At 43.5% G+C, this 23196-nt stretch carries 24 protein-coding genes and 1 other annotated feature; of the genes, 15 read left to right on the top strand and 9 right to left on the bottom strand.

Going from position 1 to position 23196, the window contains the following annotated elements:
* On the bottom strand, positions 1–134 hold a 134-nt coding region (locus IQO02_RS22170; protein WP_416222584.1), incomplete at its 3' end, for a PHP domain-containing protein.
* A 96-nt stretch (positions 135–230) separates the two neighbouring features.
* On the opposite strand from IQO02_RS22170, the gene IQO02_RS11590 reads away from it, so the two are divergent.
* The 8 genes from IQO02_RS11590 (at position 231) to IQO02_RS11555 (ending at position 8966) form a co-directional block, all read left to right on the top strand.
* A complete protein-coding gene (locus IQO02_RS11590) occupies positions 231–356 on the top strand; it encodes a trp operon leader peptide (RefSeq protein WP_009848753.1) in 126 nt (41 codons plus the stop codon).
* Positions 303–417 (top strand) — a sequence feature (Trp leader region). (Overlaps the previous gene by 54 nt.)
* Before the next feature lie 125 nt (positions 418–542).
* Positions 543–2132 carry an anthranilate synthase component 1 gene (locus IQO02_RS11585; RefSeq protein ID WP_016768370.1) on the top strand — a complete coding sequence of 530 codons (1590 nt, stop codon included), beginning with the start codon at positions 543–545 and terminating at the stop codon, positions 2130–2132.
* 2 nt (positions 2133–2134) lie between these two features.
* Entirely contained in the window at positions 2135–2725 is a 591-nt protein-coding gene (locus tag IQO02_RS11580; RefSeq protein ID WP_010438041.1) for an aminodeoxychorismate/anthranilate synthase component II, read from the top strand.
* A gap of 9 nt (positions 2726–2734) precedes the next feature.
* The gene (trpD, locus tag IQO02_RS11575; protein ID WP_016783870.1) at positions 2735–3730 is read left to right on the top strand and encodes an anthranilate phosphoribosyltransferase; all 996 of its coding nucleotides are present in this window, start codon (positions 2735–2737) and stop codon (positions 3728–3730) included.
* A 26-nt stretch (positions 3731–3756) separates the two neighbouring features.
* On the top strand, positions 3757–5208 hold the full coding sequence (trpCF, locus tag IQO02_RS11570; RefSeq protein WP_102282750.1) for a bifunctional indole-3-glycerol-phosphate synthase TrpC/phosphoribosylanthranilate isomerase TrpF: 1452 nt from the start codon (positions 3757–3759) through the stop codon (positions 5206–5208).
* 130 nt (positions 5209–5338) lie between these two features.
* Entirely contained in the window at positions 5339–6529 is a 1191-nt protein-coding gene (gene trpB, locus IQO02_RS11565) for a tryptophan synthase subunit beta (RefSeq protein WP_010438034.1), read from the top strand.
* Positions 6529–7335 (top strand): tryptophan synthase subunit alpha, encoded by an 807-nt coding sequence (gene trpA / locus IQO02_RS11560; RefSeq protein WP_016783868.1) that lies wholly within the window; start codon positions 6529–6531, stop codon positions 7333–7335. The genes trpB and trpA overlap by 1 nt, the downstream gene beginning before the upstream one ends.
* Positions 7336–7646: 311 nt before the next feature.
* A complete protein-coding gene (locus IQO02_RS11555; RefSeq protein ID WP_416222583.1) occupies positions 7647–8966 on the top strand; it encodes a dicarboxylate/amino acid:cation symporter in 1320 nt (439 codons plus the stop codon).
* 167 nt (positions 8967–9133) lie between these two features.
* On the opposite strand, the gene IQO02_RS11550 is transcribed toward IQO02_RS11555, so the two are convergent.
* From IQO02_RS11550 to hisC, 5 genes are all read right to left on the bottom strand, one after another.
* Entirely contained in the window at positions 9134–10441 is a 1308-nt protein-coding gene (locus tag IQO02_RS11550; protein WP_010438025.1) for a TRAP transporter large permease, read from the bottom strand.
* A 21-nt stretch (positions 10442–10462) separates the two neighbouring features.
* Positions 10463–10942, bottom strand: coding sequence for a TRAP transporter small permease (locus tag IQO02_RS11545; RefSeq protein ID WP_010438022.1), 480 nt, complete (start codon positions 10940–10942; stop codon positions 10463–10465).
* A gap of 67 nt (positions 10943–11009) precedes the next feature.
* The gene (locus IQO02_RS11540) at positions 11010–11969 is read right to left on the bottom strand and encodes a TRAP transporter substrate-binding protein (protein ID WP_010438019.1); all 960 of its coding nucleotides are present in this window, start codon (positions 11967–11969) and stop codon (positions 11010–11012) included.
* 692 nt (positions 11970–12661) lie between these two features.
* A complete protein-coding gene (locus IQO02_RS11535; protein ID WP_010438016.1) occupies positions 12662–13435 on the bottom strand; it encodes an ABC transporter substrate-binding protein in 774 nt (257 codons plus the stop codon).
* Positions 13436–13445: 10 nt separating this feature from the next.
* Entirely contained in the window at positions 13446–14564 is a 1119-nt protein-coding gene (gene hisC, locus IQO02_RS11530) for a histidinol-phosphate transaminase (RefSeq protein WP_016783865.1), read from the bottom strand.
* A gap of 182 nt (positions 14565–14746) precedes the next feature.
* Between hisC and IQO02_RS11525 the strand changes: the two genes are divergently transcribed.
* From IQO02_RS11525 to IQO02_RS11500, 6 genes are all read left to right on the top strand, one after another.
* The gene (locus IQO02_RS11525) at positions 14747–15634 is read left to right on the top strand and encodes a LysR substrate-binding domain-containing protein (protein WP_010438010.1); all 888 of its coding nucleotides are present in this window, start codon (positions 14747–14749) and stop codon (positions 15632–15634) included.
* Positions 15635–15919: 285 nt separating this feature from the next.
* A complete protein-coding gene (locus IQO02_RS11520) occupies positions 15920–16168 on the top strand; it encodes a hypothetical protein (protein WP_010438008.1) in 249 nt (82 codons plus the stop codon).
* A gap of 133 nt (positions 16169–16301) precedes the next feature.
* Complete coding sequence (locus IQO02_RS11515) at positions 16302–16868, top strand: septation protein A (RefSeq protein WP_016768375.1); 567 nt, start codon at positions 16302–16304, stop codon at positions 16866–16868.
* A 195-nt stretch (positions 16869–17063) separates the two neighbouring features.
* Positions 17064–17462, top strand: coding sequence for an acyl-CoA thioester hydrolase YciA (gene yciA / locus IQO02_RS11510; protein WP_010438001.1), 399 nt, complete (start codon positions 17064–17066; stop codon positions 17460–17462).
* Positions 17463–17657: 195 nt separating this feature from the next.
* Positions 17658–17954: a YciI family protein gene (locus IQO02_RS11505; protein ID WP_010437999.1), complete on the top strand. Its 297-nt coding sequence runs from the start codon at positions 17658–17660 to the stop codon at positions 17952–17954.
* Between the two features lies 1 nt (position 17955).
* Positions 17956–18351: a GspS/AspS pilotin family protein gene (locus tag IQO02_RS11500; protein ID WP_010437997.1), complete on the top strand. Its 396-nt coding sequence runs from the start codon at positions 17956–17958 to the stop codon at positions 18349–18351.
* Positions 18352–18458: 107 nt separating this feature from the next.
* Here IQO02_RS11500 and metE read toward each other — a convergent pair whose 3' ends face one another.
* Positions 18459–20813: a 5-methyltetrahydropteroyltriglutamate--homocysteine S-methyltransferase gene (metE, locus tag IQO02_RS11495; protein WP_016789268.1), complete on the bottom strand. Its 2355-nt coding sequence runs from the start codon at positions 20811–20813 to the stop codon at positions 18459–18461.
* A 281-nt stretch (positions 20814–21094) separates the two neighbouring features.
* On the opposite strand from metE, the gene IQO02_RS11490 reads away from it, so the two are divergent.
* On the top strand, positions 21095–22006 hold the full coding sequence (locus IQO02_RS11490) for a LysR substrate-binding domain-containing protein (RefSeq protein WP_016768377.1): 912 nt from the start codon (positions 21095–21097) through the stop codon (positions 22004–22006).
* Between the two features lie 138 nt (positions 22007–22144).
* Here IQO02_RS11490 and IQO02_RS11485 read toward each other — a convergent pair whose 3' ends face one another.
* Entirely contained in the window at positions 22145–22345 is a 201-nt protein-coding gene (locus IQO02_RS11485; protein WP_010437991.1) for a DUF4250 domain-containing protein, read from the bottom strand.
* Between the two features lie 115 nt (positions 22346–22460).
* The gene (locus tag IQO02_RS11480) at positions 22461–23141 is read right to left on the bottom strand and encodes a hypothetical protein (protein ID WP_016768378.1); all 681 of its coding nucleotides are present in this window, start codon (positions 23139–23141) and stop codon (positions 22461–22463) included.
* Positions 23142–23196 lie beyond the last annotated feature (55 nt).

Below are 23196 nucleotides of genomic sequence, written 5' to 3'. Positions count from 1 at the left end.
TCTGTAATCGCTAACGCTTCGATGTTAAAGCCTAGCGCTCGGTCAATCAGTTCAGGTGGAGTAAGTCGGCCATCTGAGGCTGTTGTATGACTATGTAGATCAATTCTCATATATTCTTTTTCATTGTTTTCAATTTTTATCGTTATATTTGTGTCAACGCACTTGACCTGCAAGCACAAAACTAGTTAACTAGTACACAAATACGAAGTATCACATTTGATAGGTTCACTATGTTACAAGAATTTAACCAAAACCATAAAGATAAAGTTTTAGAACTTTCTTCAGTAGAAGCAAGTTCAGAGCTTAATTGGTGGCGCACTTGGACAAGTTCTTGGTGGGCTAACGTGTACTTCTAGTTAAACAGTTTGTTTATAAAAAAGTTATCACTAAGCCCGCTTTCATAGCGGGCTTTTTAATTTGTCGAACATCTCACATTCAACTGACTAACAAATCAACGAATTGACCATATTCTAGATTGGGTGAACAGTATCTTTATGCGACTATGTACGACAGGAAATTTAAAGAATCATAAAGGAGGTCTTGTGAACAAGGCCATTGAAATCAAAAAGCTGGGAACCATTGAGGTCATCAATTCTTCCGTTCCTTACTCGCAAGATCCAACCAGCGTTTTTCATACTTTGTGTGAAAACAAAACAGACAGTCTGTTGTTGGAATCTGCTGAGATTGAATCTAAACAGAACCTGACAAGCCTACTCCTTATCGACTCTGCTGTTCGCATCGTATGTCGCGGACATGAAGTAACCTTTCAAGCATTGACTGAAAACGGTCAAGCGCTTATCGAACACCTAACTCAAAATGTGAAAGCAGAAATTAAATCTGACCTGACTGATAACGTTTTGACGCTGACTTTTATCGAGCCAAGCAACGAAGTAGATGAAGACTCACGTTTAAGAGAAGCCTCTTCATTCGATGCTCTACGTTTAGTGCAGCACAGCTTTGAGCAAGACGCAGATAACAAACACGCACTATTCATGGCGGGCTTATTCGCTTATGACATCGTGGCGAACTTTGAACCGCTAGGTGATGCTGAAGCAACCAACAATTGTCCTGACTTTGTCTTCTACGTAGCTGAAACACTATTGCGTTTCGACCATCAAGAGAACGAAGGCCTACTTCATGCGAGCTTGTTCGCTCAAGATGACAGCATCAAAGTACGGCTAACTGAGCGCTTAGCCGACATTCAAACTCAGTGTCAATCACTGAAAGCCATCACAGAAGTAACACCGCTCAACAACGTTGAAGCGGTACCAAGCGTTTCAGATAAAGACTTCTGCCAAACGGTTCGTGACTTAAAAGAATACGTAGTAAAAGGTGACGTATTCCAAGTGGTACCTTCACGCCGCTTCACACTGCCTTGCCCTGCTCCATTGGCTGCTTACAAAGAACTCAAGCAAAGTAACCCAAGCCCTTACATGTTCTACATGCAAGACGAGCTGTTTACTCTGTTTGGTGCTTCTCCTGAAAGTGCTCTGAAATACGAAACAGAAACTAATCAAATCGAGATTTACCCAATTGCCGGTACTCGTCGCCGCGGTAAGCGCCCGAATGGCCAAATCGATTTCGATCTAGACAGCCGTATTGAGCTTGAACTGCGCACCGACAAGAAAGAAAACGCAGAACACATGATGCTAGTAGACCTAGCGCGTAACGATGTGGCTCGTATTGCTGAAGCAGGCACTCGCCACGTAGCAGACTTGCTAAAAGTAGACCGCTACAGCCATGTGATGCACTTGGTTTCTCGTGTTGTAGGTCAGCTACGTGAAGATTTAGATGCCCTACACGCTTACCAAGCTTGTATGAACATGGGTACGCTAACGGGCGCACCAAAAATCCGTGCAATGCAGCTTATTCGTGACGTAGAAAAAACGCGCCGTGGTAGCTACGGCGGTGCAGTCGGTTACCTAACCGGCGAAGGTACTTTAGATACTTGTATCGTAATTCGCTCTGCTTACGTTGAAGATGGCATGGCACAAGTACAAGCAGGCGCGGGCGTGGTGTTCGACTCTGACCCACAAGCAGAAGCTGACGAAACTCGCGGCAAAGCTCAAGCGGTCATATCTGCGATTCAAGCAGCTCATACTAAAAACCTAACAAGTAAGAAGGAGTCGTAATCATGGCTGATATTGTATTCATCGATAACTTCGACTCGTTCACTTACAACCTTGTAGACCAGTTTCGTTCATTAGGTCACAGTGTGAAAATTTACCGTAACAACATTCCTGCAAAAGTAGTTGAAGCGGCGATCAACGAACTAGACAACCCTGTTGCACTGCTTTCGCCAGGCCCTGGCGCTCCGGCTGATGCGGGCTGCATGCCTGAGCTGATTCAGCTACTAAAAGGCAAAGTGCCAATGATTGGTATTTGTTTAGGCCACCAAGCGATTGTTGAAGCCTATGGTGGCACCGTTGCAGGCGCAGGCGAAATCATTCATGGTAAGGTGTCGATGATGGAACACCAAAACCATGCGACTTACCAAGGCTTACCTTCGCCGCTGGCTATCGCTCGCTACCACTCTTTGGTGGCAACGCATGTATCCGATAGCCTAACAGTGACCGCTGAAGTCGATGATTTGGTCATGTCTGTGGTTCAAGAACAAGACAAGGTGTGTGGATTCCAATTCCACCCTGAATCAATTATGACAACTTACGGTGCAACGCTTCTTGCGAACGCTATCGAATGGGCTCTTGAGAAAAAGACGATATAGGAAACGATCATGGAACAGATTAATAAACTTTACGAACAGCAGTCTCTTACTCAAGAAGAAAGCCAACAGTTATTTGATGTGATCATCAAGGGTGAGCTCGATCCAATCCTGATGGCTTCTGCACTGACTGCACTTAAAATCAAAGGCGAGACGCCAGACGAAATTGCTGGCGCGGCGAAAGCACTGCTTGCCAATGCAAACCCGTTCCCACGCCCTGATTACGATTTTGCAGACATCGTAGGTACAGGTGGCGACGGTCATAACACCATTAACATTTCGACGACTTCAGCATTCGTTGCAGCCGCTTGTGGCCTAAAAGTCGCGAAGCACGGTAACCGCAGTGTATCAAGCAAATCAGGCTCTTCTGACCTACTGGATTCGTTTGGCATCAACTTAGCAATGACTGCGGAAGACACGCGTACGGCTGTCGATGAACTTGGCGTCGCATTCCTATTTGCTCCGCAATACCACGGTGGCGTGCGTCACGCGATGCCTGTTCGCCAAACCATGAAAACACGTACTATCTTCAACATCCTTGGCCCACTGATTAACCCTGCTCGCCCTAACATCGAGCTAATGGGTGTTTATAGCAAAGAGCTTGTACGCCCTATCGCGGAAACCATGCTGCAAATGGGCATGAAGCGCGCGGCGGTTGTTCACGGTAGCGGACTTGATGAAGTAGCGATTCACGGCGAAACCATCGTTGCTGAAATCAAAGATGGTGCAATTCACGAATACACAGTGACACCGGCAGATTTTGGTTTAAACACTCACCCTCTTGAAGCTATCAAGGGCGGCGAGCCAGAAGAGAACAAAGCTATCACAACCGATATCCTGACGGGTAAAGGCACTGAAGCCCAAGTTGGCGCAGTAGCCGTGAACGTTGCTTTGCTGATGCGCCTATTCGGTTACGAAGATCTAAAAGCCAATGCACAGCAAGCGATTGACGCAATGAACTCTGGCAAAGCATACGAGCTTGTACAAAAGCTTGCTGCACATGCCTAATGAACGACGGAGTTGAGACAAAGAACATGACACAGACTACCGATAAACTGTCGACCCACGTTTCAGTCAAAGAAGCTGAAATGGCGGAAGTATTAGCAAAAATCGTTCGTGATAAATACCAATGGGTTGAAGCGCGTAAGCAGACTCAACCATTAGACGAGTTTAAGGCGTCACTAACCCTAACAGACCGCAGCTTTTATGATGCACTGAGCGGCGAACAAACAGTTTTCATCACTGAATGTAAAAAAGCATCTCCGTCAAAAGGGCTAATCCGTGACGAGTTTGACTTGGATTACATTGCATCGGTTTACAACAACCACGCAAACGCAATTTCAGTTCTGACAGACGAGAAGTACTTCCAAGGTGACTTTGAGTTTTTACCAAAGGTTCGCAGCATTGCTAAGCAGCCAATCCTGTGTAAAGACTTCATGGTTGATACCTACCAAGTTTACCTAGCTCGTCACTACTCAGCTGACGCAATTTTGCTAATGCTATCGGTATTAGATGACGAAGAGTACCAAGCACTGGCTGAAGTCGCTCACTCACTCAACATGGGTGTACTTACCGAAGTCAGCAACGAAGAAGAGCTTCACCGCGCTGTCGCTTTAAAAGCAAAGGTGATCGGTATTAATAACCGTAACCTACGTGACCTTTCGACTGATTTGAATCGTACCAAAGAGTTGGCTCCGCTGATTCGCGAACTGGCTCCAAACGCGATTGTCATTTCTGAGTCGGGCATCTACACACATCAACAAGTACGTGACCTTTCAACATTTGCAGACGGCTTCCTGATCGGCAGCTCTCTAATGGCAGAGAAGAACCTTGAGCTCGCAGTGCGTAAAGTTACGCTGGGTGAAAACAAGGTGTGTGGTTTAACTCACTCTGACGATGCCGCGAAAGCGTATCAAGCAGGTGCAGTATTCGGTGGTTTGATTTTCGTTGAAGCGTCTAAGCGTCATGTGGATATCGAGGCAGCTCGTTTAACCATGAGCGGCGCACCTTTGAACTACGTGGGTGTGTTCCAAAATCATAGTGTTGCTGACGTTGCTAACACAGTTTCTGAACTCGGTCTGTTTGCGGTGCAACTGCACGGTGATGAATCTCAAGCGTTTGTCGATGAGTTAAAACAATCTCTACCTGAAAATGTTGAAATTTGGAAAGCTTACGGTGTTGCTTGCAGTACTGAAAACGGCGCTGAAAGTGTGCTACCAGAATTACTTCAAAGCAATGTGACTCGTCACCTGCTAGATACTAAAGTGGGTTCTCAAACGGGTGGTACTGGTCAAGCGTTCGATTGGAGCCTAATCAACAACCAAAGCGCAATCATGTTAGCGGGTGGCCTAAACCCAGAAAACGCTAACCAAGCGGCTAAGTTGGGCTGCTTAGGATTAGACCTCAACTCTGGCGTTGAATCCGCTCCGGGTAAAAAAGACGCAGACAAACTGCAACACGTCTTTGCAGCGATTCGTAATTACTAGTCCAAGCTCGGCTCTAGGAATTAGAAAGCAGAAACTAAAAACATATTTGTGAGCTTTGCTTTAGCGAAGCTCAAACAAGATTAAATGTCTTGGTGTGAATACACATCAATAGAATTGAAGGAATAACACAATGGCTAAACTCGATGCCTACTTCGGTGAATACGGTGGTCAATACGTACCGCAGATCCTAGTGCCAGCACTAGACCAACTAGAACAAGCATTTATCGATGCACAAGCCGATCCTGAGTTCCGCAGTGAATTCATGACGCTTCTGCAAGAGTACGCAGGTCGTCCAACGGCACTAACGCTAACGCGTAACCTGACTAAAGGTACAAAAACTAAACTGTACCTAAAGCGTGAAGATCTACTTCACGGCGGTGCTCACAAGACAAACCAAGTTCTTGGCCAAGCATTGCTAGCAAAACGTATGGGTAAGCAAGAAATCATTGCTGAAACAGGCGCAGGCCAACACGGCGTTGCAACAGCTCTAGCGTGTGCTCTGTTAGGCCTTAAGTGTCGCGTTTACATGGGTGCAAAAGACGTTGAACGTCAGAGCCCGAACGTATTCCGTATGAAGCTGATGGGCGCAGAGGTTATCCCTGTTCATTCTGGTTCTTCAACGCTAAAAGATGCATGTAACGAAGCGCTACGTGACTGGTCAGCAACTTATGAAGACGCTCACTACCTGCTGGGTACTGCGGCTGGCCCGCACCCATTCCCAACGATTGTTCGTGATTTCCAACGCATGATCGGTGAAGAAACGAAGAACCAAATTCTAGCTCGTGAAGGTCGCCTTCCTGATGCCGTTATCGCTTGTGTCGGCGGTGGTTCAAACGCTATCGGCATGTTCGCTGATTTCATTGAAGAAGAGTCTGTTCGCCTAATCGGTGTTGAGCCTGCTGGTAAAGGTATTGATACCGACCAACACGGCGCGCCACTTAAGCACGGTAAAACGGGTATCTTCTTTGGTATGAAAGCGCCATTGATGCAAGATGAGAACGGCCAAGTAGAAGAGTCTTACTCTGTTTCTGCGGGTCTAGATTTCCCATCAGTTGGTCCTCAACACGCGCACCTAAATGCCATTGGCCGTGCTGAATACGACAATGTGACCGATGACGAAGCGCTAGAAGCGTTCCAATTGATTGCACGTAAAGAAGGTATTATCGCAGCGCTAGAGTCATCTCATGCTGTGGCTCATGCTGTTAAAATGGCTCACGACGACCCAGAGAAAGAACAGCTATTAGTGGTTAATCTATCTGGTCGTGGTGACAAAGACATTTTCTCCGTACACGACATTCTTAAAGAGAAAGGAGCATTATAATGGATCGCTATCAATCACTCTTCACTCGCTTAGCTGAAAAGAATCAGGGCGCATTTGTACCATTCGTAACGGTTGGCGATCCTAATCCTGAGCAGTCTCTTAAGATCATGGAAACACTCGTTGAAGCGGGTGCTGATGCACTTGAGCTTGGTATTCCATTCTCAGATCCACTTGCTGATGGCCCAACAATCCAAGGCGCAAACATTCGTGCTTTAGATTCTAAAGTAACGCCAGATGTGTGTTTTGATCTTATTGGTCAAATTCGCGCTAAATACCCAGAGCTACCAATCGGCCTACTGATGTACGCGAACTTGGTTTACGCACGTGGTATAGAAAATTTTTACGAACGCTGCGCAAAAGCAGGTATCGATTCAGTATTGATTGCTGATGTACCAACCAACGAAAGCGGAGAGTTTGTTGCTGCAGCGAAGAAGTTTGGTATTCACCCAATCTTTATTGCTCCGCCAACAGCAAGCGATGAAACACTTCAGTCAGTATCTGAGTTAGGTGGTGGTTACACTTACCTACTTTCTCGCTCAGGCGTAACTGGTGCTGAAACAAAGGCAAACATGCCAGTAACGGCGCTGCTTGACCGCTTGAACAAGTTTGACGCGCCACCAGCATTGCTTGGTTTCGGTATCTCGGCACCAGAGCAAGTAAAAGAAGCCATTGAAGCAGGCGCTGCCGGTGCCATCTCTGGCTCAGCTGTCGTGAAAATCATTGAGAGTAACGTAGAACAACCTGAAGAAATGCTAAAAGCATTAGCTGAATTTGTTACACCAATGAAAGCTGCGACGCAAAAATAATAAATAGACTCCCACTAGTGCGATAATTTGCTCTGTGGGAGTTTTTCTCCGAGAACACGTCCAAACCCTCTAAATTGTTAAATTTATGCTAAAAACAACACTTCATACAAACCTGTAGCACATCTATAACACCTCACCAAAACATCACTATTATTTATAAAAAATAATAGCAAATTAAAAAGCAATCGTTTGCCTTAGTACAAAAAATCATCAGGTGACATTTGATTACTGCTTTTTGATAGACTTTCACATCCGCTCATATTGATAAATGTAAAGGATACGTGTAAAACTCTTCACGAAATAATTCGCCAATGGTACATCGTACATTGGTGGGTAGTTCTGGGATTTTTATATTTAGTAGCACAGAGGTTATGGAAGTGTTAAAAGAAAAGAGTTTACTAAGCAACATCGGCGTTCAAGTCGTTATTGCAATGATCATCGGTACCCTAGTCGGAGCGATGATGGGTGAGAGTGCAACAGTGTTCGCTCCACTGGGTGCTATCTTCATCAATTTGATCAAGATGCTGGTTATCCCTCTAGTAGCAGTTGCACTAATTTCAGGCGCTGCTGGCTTAGGCAATAGCTCATCTGCAGGTAAAGTTGGTGTAACTACACTGGGTTACTTTGCACTAACATCTGCACTTGCTGTAGCACTAGCACTTGTTATGGGTGAAATATTCGAACCAGGTCGTGGTATCGATGTGACTGGCGTTGAAGGCATGTTCTCTTCTGAATACGCTGCGAAGGGCGAACTTCCAACGTTCTGGGCAACCATCACTGGCATGATCCCTACCAACGTTTTCCAATCACTGAATGAAGCAAACATTCTGCAAATCCTAGTTTTCTGCTTGTTCTTTGGTATTGCGATTTCTAAACAAGCAAAAGAGAAACGTGACCCAATCATCAATGGCGTAAACGCGATTGTTGACGCTATGGTTTGGATGATCAACAAGGTTATGATCATTGCACCACTTGGCGTATTCGGCCTAATGGCAGAAGCAGTTGGTACATTCGGTTTTGGCGCACTAATGGTTGTGTTCAAACTTTTCGTCGTGTACATCGCTGCGATTCTGATCTTCGGCTTTGTGGCTTACCCACTGATGATTCAAATCTTCACTAAGACTTCTGCGAAGAAGTTCCTCGTTGCAATGAAGAAGCCTCAAGCGGTTGCACTATCAACAGCCTCTTCAATGGCGACACTACCAGTAACAATGGAAACGGTAGAGAAGGAACTTGGCGTTCGTAACTCAACGGCTTCATTCGTTCTTCCTCTAGGTGCGACGATCAACATGTCTGGTAACGCAATTTACTACGGCCTAGTTGCTATCTTCTTCGCACAGCTGTTCAACATCGACCTGTCTATGGGTGCTTACGTTGCTATCATCGTAACCTCTACGTTAGGCGCAGTTGGTCAAGCCGGTGTTCCAGGTCCTTCTTTCCTAGTAGTTGCGGTTCTTCTAGCGGCTGGTATCCCTATCGAAGGTCTACCTCTGTTGTTCGCTCTAGACCGTATCTTCGACATGATCCGTACTGCTCTGAACATCACTGGTGATGCAGCATGTGCAGTCATCGTTGACTCTCTGATCGAAGACGAAGTACAAGAAGCTGAGCTAAAGAAGCAACAAGCTTAATTAAAAGCCAATCGGCTTAATCGTAAGTTAAGCAAATTAACAATGATGTCTTTTAATAAATAAAACCGCCTTCATTGAAGGCGGTTTTTTAATTTTAAATAATCAGCAGTCCCTGAAAATCACTCGTTAACTTTCGGTATAGAACTGTCACTATTTATTATCTGCCATTAGTTTATTAAACCAAATGCGCGAGGCAACGCTAAACTAATTTCAGGAATGAACGTAATAGCCAGCAATGTGACGATCAATACGGCACAAAACGGCATGATACTTCTTATAACATTCTCAATCTTGGATCCACTGACACTACAACCTACAAATAGCGCGGTACCAACGGGTGGCGTTGCAATACCAATACATAAGTTGAAGATAATCATCATCGCGAAGTGAATTGGGTGCATACCTAAATGTTCAGCAATCGGCATAAAGATAGGGGTAAAGATCAATACGGCAGGCGTAAGATCCATAAACATCCCCACAATCAATAGAATCAAGTTCATCAGGATAAAAATGATGATCGGATTATCTGAAATAGAGAGCATCCAATCACTGATCATTGTTGGTAGACCGGTAAAAGCCATAGCCCATGACATGATGGTTGAAGCACCAATCAAGAACAGCATGATACCCGTGACCTGAACGGTTTCTCTACAGATTATCGGAAAATGCGCCCATTTGAGGGTTCGGTAACAGAGTGACAGAATAAAAGAGTAAAGAACCGCTATACATGCCCCTTCTGTTGCAGTGAATATACCACCAATAATACCGCCAATAACAACAACAATAAGCCCTAAGCTTGGCGTTGCTTGCCAAACAATATTCAACACATCTTTCGTTGTGAAGCCGTCATTCGCACTTGTTTTGTAGCCTTTCTTTTTAGCAATGAAATAGGCTACGACCATACAGCTCAAACCCATTAAAATACCTGGGACATAACCCGCGATAAACAGAGCCGCGACAGATGTTCCGCCCGATACCACTGAAAATACGATCAATGAATTACTCGGCGGTATCAATAATCCTGCTGGGCAGGATGCAACGTTTACTGCTGTTGCTAAATTTTTATCATAACCATCTTTTTCTAATTCAGGGCCTAAGGTTTTACCCACTGCTGCTGCTGCTGCAACGGCGGATCCTGAAACAGCGCCAAACATCATATTTGCAAAGATGTTAACGTGAAAAAGTGAGCCAGGGATCCAACCAACCAAGAGCTTTGCAAGGTTGATAAGCCGACTAGCGATACCACCCACATTCATTATATTGCCAGCGAGGATAAAGAAAGGGATTGCTAATAAACTGAAACTATCAATACCGGTAATAATTTTTTGACCCGCAGTAATACTGGCGACTTCAAACGGCAAAATGAAATACATGATCGTTAAAGATGACATGGCAATTGCAATCGCAATCGGCATGCTTATCGCGATCATGAATAAGAATAGGCCTAACAGCCAAACACCAATGGACAAATCCATAATATAGAGTCCTTTTAAAACTTACTTTTTGTTGGGTTCACAAAAAAGATCAAACGTATTCATGACCAAATAGATGAGGATAATAACGGCTGAAATCGGCAATATTGAATAAACCGTCGACATCGGTAATTGTAATGCTGGAGAGAGTTGTTGCGTGGTTCTTCCCATTAAAGCGATGCCACCTTGAAGCATAGCTAAAGAGACAAACGAACCAGAGATCACATTGATAAGTACTTGTAATGCGATATGTGCTTTACCCTTAAGATAACCATCCAATAACGTTATTGCTAAGTGTCCTTTGATACCGAATAAATAACTTGCTCCTAATAAGCCAAGCCAAACCATCGCATAACGAGCAAGTTCATCAGTCCAGTTGCTTGGGTCATTCAAAACATAACGACTAAAAACCTGCCAAGTAACTGTAACGACAAGTAACATTAATGCAAAAGAAGAGACAAAAAGAATCAACCTATCAAGTAGGTTTCTGAAAGTTGCTAACATGGTGTGATACCTCAAAAAATTTTGCCTTAGCAAAGCCAAGGCAAAATTATATTTTCACTAATACTGATTAAAGAGCTTCAATTTTTTCAATGAATGGAGCTAGTTTTGGATCTTTTTTCGCTTCATCAATCATAGGTTTAACAGCAGCGCGGAAAGGGGCTTTATCAACTTCAACAAACGTTACGCCTTCTTTCATTCCTTTCTCTTTGTTCATGTCATCTGTTGCGTCCCAGATTTTAATCTGCTCTTCAAGAGACTCTGCTGCTGCTTCTTTTAAGATTTTCTGCTCTTCTGCAGTTAATGAACCCCATTTATATTCTGAAATAATGATCACATCAGGTGTCATCATGTGCTGATCCATAGAATAAAATTTAGCGACTTCACTGTGTTTCATTTCAACTAAGCTAGAAATATTGTTTTCAGCACCATCAATTACGCCTTGCTGAAGTGCTGTGTAAACCTCATTAAAAGGGACAGGTGTCGCTTTACCACCTAATAGGTTCACCATTTCCATCATGGTTGGAGAACCAGGGACTCGAACTTTCATGCCAGCAAGATCGGCAGGTGAGTTAATTGCTTTTTTAGCGTAGAAGCTACGTGTACCTGAATCATAGAATGTAAGACCAATGAAGCCTTTACCTTCACTTGAAAGCAACATCTCTTGTGCAGCTTCACTTCGCATGAACGTTCTCATGTGTGGAACATCACGGAATAAGAAAGGCAGTGCATTAACTTTAAAAGTTGGTTCAAAAGATTCTGCTAATCCACCGTTGATTTTAGCCATATCAATCGCACCGGTAACAACTTGCTCAGCTTGGTCACGTTCAGAGCCTAGTTGACCGTTTGGGAAGATCTTAATCGTAAGGTCACCATTCGATTTTTCTTTAACCTTATCAGCCATGATCACCATCCCTTGGTGAGCCGCGCTTTCTAATGACATTGCATGCCCTAAAGTCAACGTTTTTGCTTGAACGCCAAATGCCATAAGAATTGATGCCGCTGTAATCGTCAGTAGGTGTTTTTTCATGTTCTTCTCCAGAATCCATTTTTGTAAGAGGTACAGTTTGTATATGGCACGTTATAGCTGAGCTTGAAATCTAACGTTCAATTGCATATCGCTCATAGCAGTAACGTTTCATTACAATATTCTTACCCTTATGATTTTTGTATTACAATACGATGTGAAAATAATGTGGTCTGAAGCTCATTAATCAACCAGAGAGATGGTTTGATTGTGATATCAATCATACTTGCTATACCACCCTGTCATTTAGATCGTAAAACGACCTAATTTAGCGCTAATTTTTAATTTTCGTTGATTTTTAAAGCAGACACAAAAAGCCTTAGTTACAAATAGCACAATATCTTTGTGTTATTTTAAGACTTAATTTGTACAGGTTACCTAGAGATATGGCATAAGTTGGAAAGGTCTCTAACTAGAAACAAGTGAGTTAGAAATAGCTTGAAATAGAACATAAGTTGAAGATTAAGCTGAAAAAGTACTGATTTAAACTGACTATTCGAGCCAGAGTTAGCATTCCGTAACAGAGCAACAGAAGACGTCTTGCCATATTTGACTATCCATACTTAACCATATAGATAGAATAGAAAATCCGAGGGCCAACTTGCCCTCGGATTAAGCTTTCGAGAAGAAGGTTTCAATCAACTGAAACCACCCCATTCATTATGTTGGATCTAAAAAAGCTGTCTGATCTTTGGCTATAAATCACTGCCATAGATATCAAACGTGAAGTACTTGGCAGCAATTTTGTCATAAGTACCGTTAGCTCTGATCTCTTCAATCGCAACATTGAATTGATTAGCTAGCTTCGAATCCTGCTTTCTAAGTGCTAACGCAGTACCCTCACCGATATAGGCTTTATCCGTTACGGCTTTACCCTTGAATTCAAAACCCTCACCTTCTTTCTTATCTAAGAAAGCCAGTGAAAGTTGATCTGAATTACCAAAAGTCACATCTAAGCGACCATTTTGCAGGTCCAAATAAACTTCATCTTGCCCAGTGTAACGCTTGATGTTTGCGACATCCCCAAACTTGTCGGTTACGTAACGATCGTGAATCGTTCCTTGCTGTACTCCAATAGTTTTACCATCGAGACCTTGCTTATCAATATCAAACTTTGCACTTTTGGCTGCAACAAACACAGCGGGTGTTTGGTAGTACTTATCCGTAAACAATATTTTGCTTTTACGTTCTTCGGTAATGCGCATAGACGCCATAATCACATCTGACTTTCTTGCTAATAAGCTAGGAATTAATGAATCCCAGCTTTGCGAAACCCAAGTACACTCTAATTTTGCCTGTTCACACAAGGCGTCAGCTATTTCAATATCAAAGCCAACAGGTACGCCTTCGCTATTTTTATAATTGAATGGCGGATACGTAAAATCTGACGCCAAACGGATTTCTTTTGCCTGTACAGTGGTACCAAGTAAAGCGGCCGCACAAGCGATTCCTAGTATTATCTTTTTCATCATTGCCATCCTAGATATGATTTTTATCAAGTTGAAATTGAGGTTCTTGAGATTGTTGTTTCTGTTGTAACTGTGCTTGGTAGCTTGCTAGTGACGCTATAACTTCAGTCATACTCTCAGGGCTACCAATAGTGATCCGAACACAGTTGCGTAATGCAGGTTCATGGTTTTGGTTCCTGGTCACAATGCCATCTTTCGCCAATACACTGAACACTTCATGCCCTGGCTTTTGGCGTAATAAAATGAAGTTGGTCGATGATGGATAGACATGTTCTATGAAATCAAACTGCGTTAACTCGTCAGCAAATCGGTCACGTAACTCCACAAGCTTTGAAGTTGCATCTGACATCACCAAGATTCGTTCAGCGGATAAAGCCTCCAATACAATTTGAGAAGAGCAATCAGGCATTGGGTAAGGCGGAATAAGCTTAGCGACATACTGCATCACATTTTTACTCGCCAGAATAAAACCACAACGAACAGCTGCTAATCCAAACGCTTTCGACAAAGTACGAATCACCACTAGATGAGGATAACGCTCAATAAGGCTCACCGCCGACGTCTGAGGTTCAAATTCAATATACGCTTCATCCACCACCACCAAAGATTTACCTTCGGTTCCCTCAAGCACCTGAATCAAATCTGATTTAGGAATCACGTTACCCGTCGGGTTATTTGGTGAACACAGAAAAACAATATTTGCTCGATCGGCTTTTTTGACGATATCAGCGACATCTAGGCTAAAATCTTCCTGTAATGGGGAGTCGAGTGTTTCAATCGCCAATGCGTCGGCACAAAATTCATACATCGCGTACGTTGGGGAGCAAATCAGTATATTATCGCTCGCTGGTTTGCAGAATGTTCTGATCAGCAAATCAATCGCTTCATCTGCTCCTCGAACGGCTAAGGTCTCGGCATCAGTTCCACAATAAGCTTGGTAAGCCTTGGCAATATCTTGCGGAAAAAAATCTGGATAACGGTTATAACTAGTCTCGTTTTGAAACAAAGCGCTTTCCAACTCGTTGGCATTTAACCAAACACGTCCGTCACCACCAATTCTTCTTGCCGATTGATAAGGTATTAATTTTTTTACAGCCTGAGGCACTAAGTTGTCAATAAATGATGTCAAAGAACTATCCCTTCCACTCAATCACAATGTCTTCACCACTTGCCTTCATATTCAAAATAGATGCGTTATACACATATTGAATCACAAATGATGAGTAAGTATTTGCATTCAAACAGAACACTATTGATAAATGAATCGAAATAATTACATAATAGCCATGATTAAAATTCATAGGTATAGACATGAATAACACGTTGCCTTCAACTAAAACCTTGCTCGCCTTTCTGTCAACGGCAAGGCATCTCAACTTTACACGCGCGGCACATGAACTCAATGTCACGCAAGGCGCGGTGAGTCGGCAAGTTTTGACGTTTGAAGAAAATCTTGGGTGCGACCTTTTCTATCGTCATGCTCGGGGGTTGTCATTAACACCCAAAGGAGAAGAACTGGTTCCGCTCATCCAAGATACAATTCAGCGACTGCAATCCGCACTGAACCAAGTGGCGAGTTCCCCTTCCAAAATTAAGCTAAACGCACCGAGTTGCATTACCTCTTGGTTGCTACCAAAACTGATGTCTTTTCAAGAAGCCTACCCTGAGATTGATGTTGAGCTCACTTCTACCATCAAGCATGTTTTTGAGCCAAGTTTTGACCCGTTCGATGCCGTGATTACCTATGGCAAGAAGCCGAGCCAACAATCGATCGTCAGCCAGTTATTGTTCAACGAGCAACTCGCACCCGTCTGCCAAGCGCAAAGCATCAAACCCAATCACCTTACCAGTGGTTCCTCTTCTCTAATCAAACCGCACCAACTCGCTCACTACACGTGGTTACACGCCAACAATGAACAAAGTGATTGGCGACTTTGGTTGGAGCACATAGGAAGTCATGACCTTTCGAGCAAGAATAACCAACAGTTCGCAACACTCGATCAAGCGATGAATGCAGCTATTCAAGGATTTGGAATTGCGATAGGCGACATCACGCTTGCCAAGCAAGATATTGATTTAGGCAGATTAGTCAAAGTGAGTGAAGACAGTGTCTTTTCAGGAAATGGTTACTTCTTAATTCAGCCCAAGAATCGCCAAAATGTATCCCTAACTACATTGGTCGAGTGGCTTGTCGGTTAACAACGGGGAAATTGCCAAGCTCAAAGACCATAAGGCTTCAGTAAAGCGTCATAATGAGAATGACAACGTTCTCAAAATAAAACTATTTTCCGTCAGCGACGTATTGTTTGGTTGAGAACAGAATTAGCTTTCATTTAACTGATTGAAAAAAGAATCAATTCAATTTGATAACAGAAATATTCTGTGTCTGTGACCCAAATGGCATTCGAATTGCTTTGTCATAGATAACCCAAACAATTTACAGCAGGTTGTCTTTTCTTCGCACCCTGTCACGGAGGATAGGCTATGACCTTACAAAGACATACATATTACGGCTTAATTCACCATGGGGTTAAAACCTTATTAATGGATAGAATCGGCCACTTCACAGAGCGTGAATATCACGAGTTTCTCGACCTAACGACTGGCAAATCAACCTGTTTTGCGATGAGCGAGCAAGAACTCGAAAATACGCTAGATGATTTGAAAAGTGAGGGTTACCTTGAAGACATCAAGAAACTGATACCTCGCTACCAAACCACATCAATGCGATAACTGGCTTGAAATCGTTATAAACGATTAGCGGTTAGATGGAATTAATTGTTACCCAATTGTCTCGGGCTATTTAGCATCGGGACAGTTTTCGTTAGACTGTTGGCAACTCAACTAACTGGACATTCAGTGCCACATGAAACAAATTCTTGATTTCATTCCTCTCATTATTTTCTTTGCGCTGTATAAGATGTACGACATCTACACAGCTACAGGCGCATTGATTGTTGCTTCTGCAGTACAAATCGTTTTGACGTACATTATCTACAAGAAAGTAGAGAAAATGCAGATCATCACATTTTTGATGGTTGCCGTATTTGGTGGCATGACCATCTTTCTGCATGATGATAACTTCATAAAATGGAAAGTAACCATCGTTTATGCATTGTTCGCTATCGGCCTGACCGTCAGTCACCTAATGGGCAAGTCAGCGATTAAAGGCATGCTGGGTAAAGAGATCACACTTCCTGAAGCGGTATGGAGCAAGATTAACTGGGCTTGGACTTTATTCTTTACTCTATGTGCCATTCTCAACGTTTACGTTGCTTTCAGCCTACCCTTGGATGTTTGGGTAAACTTCAAAGTGTTTGGCTTACTGATCGCTACTTTTGCATTTACCTTGCTAACGGGTGTCTACATCTATAAGCATCTACCAAAAGATCAGCAGAACGAGTTAACGGATAAAAATACCGACGAGAAGTAACCCTAAGGGATGAGTCCTCATCCCCTTTTTGATACAATTATTATCAATATGCTATTTAACAGTGGCCAATGATACTCGTGATCATTGGCCACTGATTGTTTGTGTTCGGTGAATACGTTAAAAATACGACCACCGCGAGCGCGGCAAACACATCTATTTAAATTTAAAACAATCAATACCATTAAGAGTACAACAATGACTATTCAATCAACTTTGAACCCGATTGGTTCTTTACTTCTTCGCACATTGGCGATGCCTTCTGATACCAATGCAGCAGGCCAGATTTTCGGTGGTTGGATAATGTCTCAGCTTGACCTTGCTGGCGGCATACTGGCGAAGGAGATCTCTAACGGCAAGATTGTCACTGTTTCAGTATCGAGTATTGAGTTCAAACAGCCGGTTTCAGTGGGTGATGTTGTGTGTGTTTATGGTGACTGCACCAAGATTGGCCGTAGCTCGATGAATATCGACCTAGAAGTGTGGGTTAAGCCTGTACTTGATCACGGCATCGGCGACCGATATAAGGTTTGTGGAGCAACGTTCAACTACGTTGCTGTCGATGAGGGTGGTAAGCCTCGCCCGATCAATAAATAGTACTTTTCACCAAGCTGCTAATGTAGACGGTCTTTAGTTTCAACGAATGAAATCGCTAAAGACCATACTTCTCTCTCGCACCATTTCACAATTTCTTATCATTAGCTCTTCCAATACCAATTAGTTCGCGTAAATTAGCAAGATAGCGAATTTAAACGCCCCCAATTCAGTGAAGTAAAATAAGGATATACCAATATGTGGTACGTGATTTTTTCTCAAGACGTCGAAAATTCATTAGAAAAGCGCCTAAGTGTTCGCCCACAACATCTAGAACGCCTGCAAACACTTCACGATGAAGGCCGACTTTTGACTGCTGGCCCAATGCCTGCGATTGATTCAGACAACCCTGGTGAAGCCGGCTTCACTGGCTCTACTGTAATTGCTGAGTTTAATTCTTTAGAGGACGCACAGGTATGGGCAGACGCAGATCCGTACATTGAGGCAGGTGTCTACCAAAATGTCATTGTAAAACCATTCAAGAAAGTATTTTAACGTGAAAAAATGGATTATTGGCTCTCTGGCTTTAGCTCTGCTCGCAGGCTGTGCTTCAAGTGAGCAAGACCAACAAAGACAGCTTGAAATGATGGCGCAACACCGTGCTGGCGTTTTATCTGCCGGCCTGCCGATTGAGTATGGCCCACTGTCAGTCATGCGTGTACTGGCAAAAAACACCGTTATCGAGATCATGATGATCTACAACCAAGACGCTAAAGGTGCTAAGCCTTTAAACCAAGTCGTAGATATGAGTGTTAACAGCTACTGCACCAACTCTGAAGTTAGAGCAAACCTTGACATGGGCTTGGCTTACAACATTAAGGTTCGCAACACTCGCGGACAACTGATGGTTGAAAAGCTAATCAGCAAAGAGACATGTCAGAGCATTAACTAGATTTGATTTCTAACGTTAAGCTAGTAACAAACAAGAAAGGCCTTGCAGATGCGAGGCCTTTCTTTTCTCAGACTTTTGTTTTTAGAACGATAACACCCTAGCTTTAATTATGCTGATGCTTCTGCCGACTCCCACTCTTTACGCAGCATTTTAGTCGCTGAAACTAAATTAGCCAGTGCCGCTTCTGTCTCTGCCCAGTTACGCGTCTTCAGCCCACAATCAGGGTTTGCCCACAAACGTTCTGCTGGGATTTTCTTTGCCGCTCTCTTAAGTAAATCAACAATCCACTCTTCTGAAGGAATGTTTGGTGAGTGGATGTCATAAACGCCAGGCCCAATCGCATTCGGGTAGTTGAACTCTTCAAACGCTTTCAGCAGTTCCATGTTCGAACGAGAAGTCTCTATGGTAATCACATCGGCGTCTAGCGCAGCGACTGAATCAATGATCTCGTTGAACTCGCTGTAACACATGTGGGTGTGAATCTGAGTTTCTGGTTTAGCACTCGCAGCTGAAATCTTAAAGGCATCCACTGCCCACTCTAAGTATTCTGCATGGTCACGCTTTTTCAATGGCAAACCTTCACGAATGGCAGGCTCATCAATTTGAATAATGTTGATACCTGCGTCTTGCAAATCAGACACCTCATCTCGCAACGCAAACGCCAGTTGATTGGTTATCTCTTTGCGTGAAATATCTTCACGTGGGAATGTCCAACACAAGATAGTAACAGGCCCAGTTAGCATGCCTTTCATCTGCTTTGAAGTCAGAGATTGAGCATAGGTCGACCATTCCACCGTCATTGGTTTTTCACGCTCGATATCCGCAACCACAATCGCAGGTTTCACGCAACGAGAGCCATAACTTTGTACCCAACCAAATTTGGTAGTTTGGAAGCCTGCTAGATTTTCAGCAAAGTACTCCACCATATCATTACGTTCAGCTTCACCATGAACCAGTACATCCAAATCAAGTGCTTCTTGTCGTTTAACCGCATCCGCAATATGACCTTTCAACGCGGTGTTGTATTCCGCTTCACTCAGTTTGCCAGTGCGGTAAGCACTACGCTGAACACGGATCTCTCCGGTTTGTGGAAATGAACCAATTGTTGTGGTTGGCAATAATGGTAAACCTAACACCTCAGACTGATGTGAAGCGCGTTCGGCATAAGGAGCACTTCGCTCGGTTAGGGTTTTGGTAATGGTGTTAATACGAGCTTGAACCTGCGGCTTATTCACATGAGTCGCGCTCTTGCGTGCAACAATCGGCTGGCTGTAGGTTTCACACGCCAAGATAGCATTGTGGTTACCGTCTAGTGCCGCACCCAATATACTCACCTCGGTCACTTTCTGTTTCGCGAAAGCAAACCAACTCTTCACTTCATCGCTGAGTGAATCTTCTAACTCAAGGTCGACTGGACTATGCAAAAGTGAACATGAACTTGCTACCCAAAGTTTGTCTCCTAGCTTCTCTTTCACTGGTTGTAGTAACTCTAGTTGAGCGGCTAAATCAGCTCGCCAAACGTTTCGTCCATTAATCACCCCTGCTGAAAGTACCCAGTGTTCAGGTAACTTACCCACTACTTCATCAAGTTGCTGTGGTGCTGCTGCTAAGTCGATATGTAGGCCATTAACTGGTAGCTCTACTATCTTATCTAAGGTATCAGTCACCGAATCAAAATAAGTAGTGAGCAGCAGTTTTACATCACCTTGAATCACTTGATACGCCAACTTGAATGAATCTGCCCATTGACTCTCAAGCTCAAGAGAAAGAATTGGTTCATCGATTTGAACCCACTCAACCCCCAACTTAGCGAGTTTTGCCAAAATTGCTTGGTAAGCGGTAAGAAGGCGCGGAAGAAGAGATAAACGATCAAAACCCTCCTCCACTTCTTTACCAAGATATAAATAAGATAACGGGCCTAACAAAACTGGCTTCACCTTATGCCCGGATTTTATCGCTTCACTCACTTCGTCAAACAGTTGTGGCCAGCTCACTTCAAAGGAATCGTCTTTGCTGAACTCAGGCACAATGTAATGGTAGTTGGTGTTGAACCACTTAGTCATATCAGAAGCCGCAGAGCTATCTTTAGTGCCGTCACTAGACGTATGCGTACCACCGCAACAAGTCGACTGAACCTGAGATTGACCACGCCCCACACGGAACAAAGTATCTAAATCTGGGAAGGATTTTTCATCTTCAGAACCACCAGTATGGCGCTTTGGTACGTGGCCTAGAAGTAAAGTCGTTGTTAATACATGGTCGTACCATGCGAAGTCACCCGCAGTTGCAAAGCTAAGATTCGCGTCAGCTTGTACATTCCAGTTACGATTTCTTAGTTCGCTACCGAGTTGCTTTAAATCTGATTGGCTAATCTCACCGCGCCAGTATTTTTCTAAAGTGAATTTGAGTTCGCGTTTTTCGCCGATACGTGGGTAGCCTAAAATATGCGTTGTCGTAGTCATGAACCTGTTCCTTATTCAATAATTTTTAGTGTTCGATCAAACTGCCTAGCTTATGGTTTAAGTTCTTTATAAGGCGTCTGGATGGCTAAACTATCTCCCTAATCTGAACGATGAACAACGTCCAAATATTCATCTTGTTTATTAAAAATATTCATCTTGAATAATCTAAAGCTGAAAAAATCAAATCCATCTGGACATCTAGACGTTTACAAATGAAAGAAAACCCCGTAGGGTGATTATTAAGAAATATTGAATTGGCTTAGGGAATATGAGGAAAACTCATGATAGAGCTTAAACACCTTCGAACATTGACTACCTTAAGAGACAGCGGCTCGCTAACAGCGACGGCAACTTCTCTTCACTTGACTCAGTCGGCGCTTTCTCACCAACTGAAAGACCTTGAGGCGCGTATCGGTGGTCAGCTTTTCCTACGTAAAACTAGACCAGTTAAGTTCACCTCTGAAGGTGAGATTTTGCTTAGGCTTGCCGATGAGATACAGCCAAGAATAGCTAAAGCGGAGAACGAACTCGCGAGCCTGAAAGAGGATGTGAATGGTCGTTTGCACATGGCGATTGAATGTCACTCATGCTTCCAATGGTTAATGCCTGCTTTGAAGGAATATCAAGTGGCTTGGCCAAGCGTAACGCTAGATTTCTCGTCAGGCTTTGGGTTTGAGCCGCTACCCGCGCTAATGGCAGGCGAGCTAGATTTGGTGATCACCTCTGATATACAGCCTCGCTCTGAGGTTCACTACGAACCACTCTTTGATTTTGAGATGCGTTTGATCACCGCAATCAACTCACCTTTGGCAGAAAGAGCGAGCATTGAACCGCAAGATCTTAGCGATCTCACCATGCTCACCTACCCTGTTCAAAAACAGCGTTTAGATGTCGTGAAGCACTTTTTACAGCCTGCGGGTGTAGAACCTAAAAAGTGGAAACAAGCGGACAACACGTTAATGCTAGTTCAAATGGTATCAGCAGGTTTGGGAGTAGCGGCTCTACCAAACTGGGCGATCAGTGAATTCTCAAGACAAGGGCTGATTGCCAGCAAGCCATTAGGCAAAGGACTATCAAGAAGACTGTTCGCAGCGGTAAGAAACTCTGAGAAAGATAAACGTTACCTGCAAGCTTTCTTTAGCACGGCAAGACAGCAAAGTAAGAGTCACTTAGATGGCATAGAGGTCGTTTAAAGATGATTTATGGCTAAGTTAAGCTCGATCGATTCGTCAGAAACAAAAAAGTCACAGATAATCTGTGACTTTTTTTCTCTCAACACCCACAACACGCGATGCATGTCATTTTCGATAAAAGATGCGCTAATCTTTAGCTTATCTCGAGTAAGACTTAAACTGGTTAGTCAATGGATCGTATTGATAGCCAAGCATATCGAGCTTGCCCACAACACTTTCTGTATCCATTTCATACATGCTGATCAGCTCTTCAAAGCTATCGCATTCTAGGCGAAGTTTTTCATTAACGATTCCTAGCAAAATAATGCTATCGAAACCTTTGACGTTGCTTAAATCCATCTCGTACTCCTTACGAACACACTGACTAGAGTTAAGTTTAGAACGCTTACCAACGTCACGCTAAAAAACAGATCACACTTCTTAACAAGAATACGTAATTAATGAAAGTGCGTGATTAAAGCGCCCAAACTGGCGTTAAACCCACAACGGCCACCAATAACATCAACAACGAAATACTCAGTTGAAGCTTTTCAGGCGTTCTTGCGAACAGTAAATGCCAACACCACACCACGATTGAGGAGATCAACAAAGCAAAACTAAATAGCAAAGTGGAAATCACAGGTTCTAATTGAGCTTCAGACAAAGAGTAAACACTCACGACGGTCGCCAGTACTACCAACATACCGGTTAGCACGCCCACAACAGGAAGCACTCGATGAAATGCCTGCAACCGTGTCCTTGCAATCGTCAGTAGTAGATGGCCAAACGCTGCTCCTAACAGTACCACTAGCAGCAAAGTAGTAATGATACCAACAGCGGTTGCTTGCTCAGTCGCTTGTATAGCAACATATGACAACGCTAAACCACAGGCCAAGTACATCACCCAGATAGGACCAGAATCGCGAGTCTTCTTGGTTTGAACTTGAGAATAGAAATAAAAGATCGCGAACACGACCAGAAAGGCTTCAATTTTTACAGAAGCAACAGCAAGCCAAAGCACGCCAATCGCAGGTAACATCTTGTGGATACGACCACGCTGTCCTGGGCAGATATCTCCTTTCACCAAGATGAGAGTTAAGATCAGTTGGGCTCCTAGAAGCATCGGAGCAAATTGTACTAATAACGTTTCGACCATTGTGGATCTACTTATTCAGACTTATTTTCGCCGAATAATATCAAAAACTGCTGCG

The organism is Vibrio sp. OPT24, assembly GCF_015163545.1.
Classification (GTDB): domain Bacteria; phylum Pseudomonadota; class Gammaproteobacteria; order Enterobacterales; family Vibrionaceae; genus Vibrio; species Vibrio cyclitrophicus.
Note: the sequence above shows the minus strand (reverse complement) of the source record. Positions and strands in the feature narration are given on the sequence as shown.